The sequence below is a fragment of the Microcoleus sp. LEGE 07076 genome (assembly GCF_015207455.1).
Classification (GTDB): Bacteria; Cyanobacteriota; Cyanobacteriia; order Cyanobacteriales; family Microcoleaceae; genus Microcoleus.
In genome coordinates, this window is record NZ_JADEWV010000340.1 from 1 (window position 1) to 4,301 (window position 4,301).

Consider the following 4,301-nt stretch of genomic DNA (forward strand, 5'->3'; position numbering starts at 1 on the left):
AGGGAGGGGAGTTGAATGGATGGGTGGATGCGATCGGGGCGATCGGATAAAATATTAGGCTGCATAATTCAATTGTACTATGGAAAAGATGATTGATTGTTCATACTTAGTCTTCATACTTAAAATGTGTTACTTCCTCATATTCATGCCTTAAGCGTCCCGTCTCTTTTCCATTAGGGAGCATCTTGTTTTTAGGAATTTGCCCATTCAGATCAAAATAACGCTGATAGGGTAGTGTACCATCCTTTTTTATGGGAATTTTCGTGTCTTCTATCCTAAAATACTTACCAACAGGATCTTGTACAATTTGAATGCCTGTTTGTGGGTTTTTATAATTGATTTTCCCGGAGGCTGATGGTATTGGTTTAGCGTCAGACCCTGCAAATCTCTGAATAGCCGTCTTCAAATCAGCTTCTTGCCATAAATTTCGGAATTTGTTAACCGCATCAAGGGAACGAACTCGGTTCTTAAATACCTTCTTCGTTATGGAAGAACCATACTTAGAGAATGCTCCTCCCAGCTTGGCTCCAGTAAGTGACCCAACAGCAATATTTGCCACCAAAGTGATTAGTTTACCAAGAGTGTCAGTAGATTCACTAGCAAATTTTTTGCCAACAAGTTGTAATTCTTCATCAGTTGTGGAGGATTTAGCTCCCTCATGCAAACCTTCAAATGCTATTTTGGCGCTCTCTAAAATTGATATTAATTGTTCCAAAGTCATAGCGCCTCCAATTATGGCTAATACAACTTGTGCAGCACCAACAGCAGCAGGAACAGCACCAGTTCCTCCAGTATATGCAGCGATAGCTCCAGCAGCAACAAAAGACGCAGCAGTAATGGCAGCAGTTATTGCCAGCCCTAAAAGGAATAAACCAAACTTTTTCCAGAGTTCTGGATCTATCCAGAATTCTGGAGCAGTTAAATTATCAACCCACTCCTTCTCAGCATAGAACAGTGCTTGGGCAACATTGGCAATGTAAGGAGTCCATTCATTAAGCTGGTCAGCAGCAGCATCAATTGCATTGTCAATTATTGGTTTAATTTTCTCGGTTACTTTATAAAGTTCTTCCTTTGCTTCCTGAAGCTTTTGTTGTGCTTCCTTCAAAGCTTGTTCTACAGGAGCAAATGCCTCATCAATCCTATCATCAATCCAGCCGTCTATTAGCCCAGTAACAAAACCTAAGCCGATACTACTTAGTTTGGCAAGTACAGCTTGAGTGACAGAGGCTGAACTTCCTGCAAATTCACCATTGTTAACTTCATTAATGGCATTGCGTAGCTCATTTTTAGCCGTTGCATTCAAACCACCAATGACGCTACCAGAAATGCTGTTAATGATACCCTCTGTTTTGCTCTCTAGCTGAGATTTCAAGTTTGCAACTTTCTTCTCAGCCTCATTAACTTTATTTTGCAGAGGGTTGATAATGCCGTCAAATTGGCTTCTGATTCCCTCAGCAATTGCTTGATTCAGTCCCTTTAAGCTTTCTCTGGTAAGCTCAACTACCTCATTGGCAATTAGCTGACCTATTGGTAAGCTATCATCTTCTTCATCGTAGTTGTAGTCATCATCAGTCGCAGAATCATCACTGCTTGAACCATCACCCGCAGCACCGCCACCAATCACAAACGGAACGGTTTGACCAAGATAACCACCAGCAGCAGCGCGGTGAACCTCAACGTGCAGATGCGGGCCGGTACTCCAGCCGGAATTACCGCTATAGCCAATAGTTTGCCCCGCTTTAACCGTATCGCCAACCTTCAACCCAACCCGCGAATTAAAGCCTTGCTGAAGGTGAATGTATGCCGAACGATAGCCATTATCATGTTCTATCAAGACATAGTTAAATGCGTTGGCTTTATCCGATCCACCACCGGTATCGGGATAAATATCGCGAACTGCCACGACCTTACCCTGCCGCATTGCAGAAACAGGCGTACCAATGTTTGCTGGGAAGTCAATCGAATATGCAGCTCGGTCAACGTGCGATCCCGTACTGTTTCCCTGACTCGGCTGAATCTTGGAATTACCCAACGGGTGGATAAACCCTCGTAACGGGTTCGCTTCGGTCGGATTGCTGTTTAAGGGCGTTGTAATGTCAGTTCCAACATTGCCACCACCATTATTTCCACCTGATGAAACAGGCGGCTTATAACCAGGCGGGTAGCCATTGATAAAAGCACTAGGAATCCAGTAGTTCGTACCCTTGATCCGATACCATAACGCATCCATCTGACCATTTGCCACAGTCCGATCCTGCACCGCTTCGCCATACTTCCAGCCATCAAACTCGATCTGAGAATCATGGGTGACACCTTCACCAGGAGCATTTAGGCTAGTATCAGTTCTTAGCCTGATGCCGTAGTTAGTATCAACTCCAACCGAGCGAGTGAAAACAACAGGATTGAAGCCAGAAGGATTATTGACTTGAGGCTCAGAAGACGGGGAAGTTGGCGAAACCGATCGCCCCTTTGTCTCATAAACAGTCACTTGCTGACCATTCCAGATCATAATCGCCCGTTCAAACTCCTGACGGAAAACACCACCCCCCTGATCCTGCATACCAGTAATAGCAGCCCCCACTTGCGGATACTGGCTAGCAGCATACAAGAACTTCTGACGCACATCATCTGTAGGACTCGATGCAGTTGCAGGCTTTGTTGCCGCTCCCCAGATCAGACCGTTGCTAGAGACTGTACCGACAACAGTTGCTTTAGCCGTGTTCGGGTCAATTGCCAGTTTCCGGCGATCGGAAGTATAAGCTGTCAGTTGCCCATTCTCCCAGCTCAGACCATACACTTCCAGCAAACCCAAATCGCCTATATAGCGCGAATTACCCGTCGCCAAATTGACAGCAACTAGGCGATCGTTCAACGAAGTATTAGGACTACTAACCGTTGCAAAAATCTCATTAGCCCCGTTTAAAACCAAATCTCCACTGCTAGGCCCGCCCAAATTTCCAATCAAATTCATCTGACCATTATCAGGCGAAATCTGAAACAAATTACCATTTCCCTGATCGGCCCCGTAGAGTCGGCCATCGGGAGAAAAAGTCAGAGAATTGAGAGTTCCCCCCGCCAACGGCCCGACATATCGTTCCGCACCCGTAGAGGGATTTATCTCATACAAACCGTCATAGAAAGTACAGCCGTAAAGTTTACCATTCGGAGCAACCGCCAAATCAGTAAAAGCGCGGCCTTGATAGATTGGATTTTGTGCACCCGTCGCCGTATTAACCTGCAATATCTGTCCGCTACTGGTAGACAGGTACACCGTATTAGCAGTTGGTTGCTGTGGAGGTTGTTGTGGGGGTTGCTGTGTCGGCGGAAGTAAAGGCGGCTTACTTCCAGGGTAGCCACCAGTCCAAGCACTCGGTATCCAATAAGTACCGCCGTTATATCGGAAGCGATACCACAAAGCATCCGCTTTTCCTGTGGTTAAATCGCTAAGCTGTTCGCCGTAAGTCCAGCCGTCAAAAGTTAAAGTATCACCATACTTCACAACAAAATTACTTCGATCGCTCGTATTCGGACTATTGCGAAGAGTAATTCCATTTTGTGACACCACCCAAGCAGTAAAGTTTTCATTCACAATATTGACAGCCCGTTCACTGGGTGTCACCATCCCATCACCGCCCCAAGTTGTCGGTTGGAAGAAAGCTGTAGGTTTATAAACCTCCGGCGTCGTTTTCTTCGCCAAATCCACCGCCGCCAAAGTATTCAAGAAACCCAAAACCCGTCTCATCATCCCATCCAATCGGCCCCAAATCCCTCGCCGTAGACTTCAAAATCTCCATCACTTGGCGATAGTTCAAAGCAGGATTTGCCGCCCAAACCAAAGAAGCCGCCCCCGCAACTTTCGCAGTGGCTACCGAAGTCCCCGCCATCGTCCCCAAATCATTTCCCGCAGTCGATAAAGCCGGATGTTCAGTCGTGCCGCCATCGGCCATAATATCTAAACCGCGGCCATAACTAGAATAGTCCGATCGCCCGTTAATATCCCCAGCCCCAACCGTAAAAATATTGTCAAACTCCTGAGAAGCTTGACCCAAAACCGACATCACACCGCCGTCGTTACCCGCCGCCACTACCAGCATTACCCCATTTTGCCGCGCATATTCGATCGCACTTCTTTCTGCTGGAGTCAACTCATAGCGCGTCGTCACACTCCCATCAGCATTCTTCTGAGTCAAATCCAAACTGAGATTCGCGATCGCATTTTTCTGTCTTGAAGCCTTCGCAGCATCCACAAACTCTACCAAAGAATCCGCCCATCTCCCAGAATCGATCGCCCTTCCCACCCA

Annotated in this window: 2 protein-coding genes; both read right to left on the reverse strand. The window is 46.6% G+C overall.

The features are described 5' to 3' along the window. Positions 1–106: 106 nt before the first annotated feature. Positions 107–3,745: a peptidoglycan DD-metalloendopeptidase family protein gene (locus IQ270_RS31595; protein ID WP_228056795.1), complete on the reverse strand. Its 3,639-nt coding sequence runs from the start codon at positions 3,743–3,745 to the stop codon at positions 107–109. After that, a partial coding sequence (locus tag IQ270_RS28625) for a S8 family serine peptidase (RefSeq protein WP_228056796.1) occupies positions 3,666–4,301 on the reverse strand: 636 nt, incomplete at its 5' end. The genes IQ270_RS31595 and IQ270_RS28625, both read right to left, overlap by 80 nt.

What these genes read in the sequence shown, in the direction of transcription:
- IQ270_RS31595 (WP_228056795.1), bottom strand. Translation starts at nt 3,745, where the DNA reads ATGATGAGACGGGTTTTGGGTTTCTTGAATACTTTGGCGGCGGTGGAT.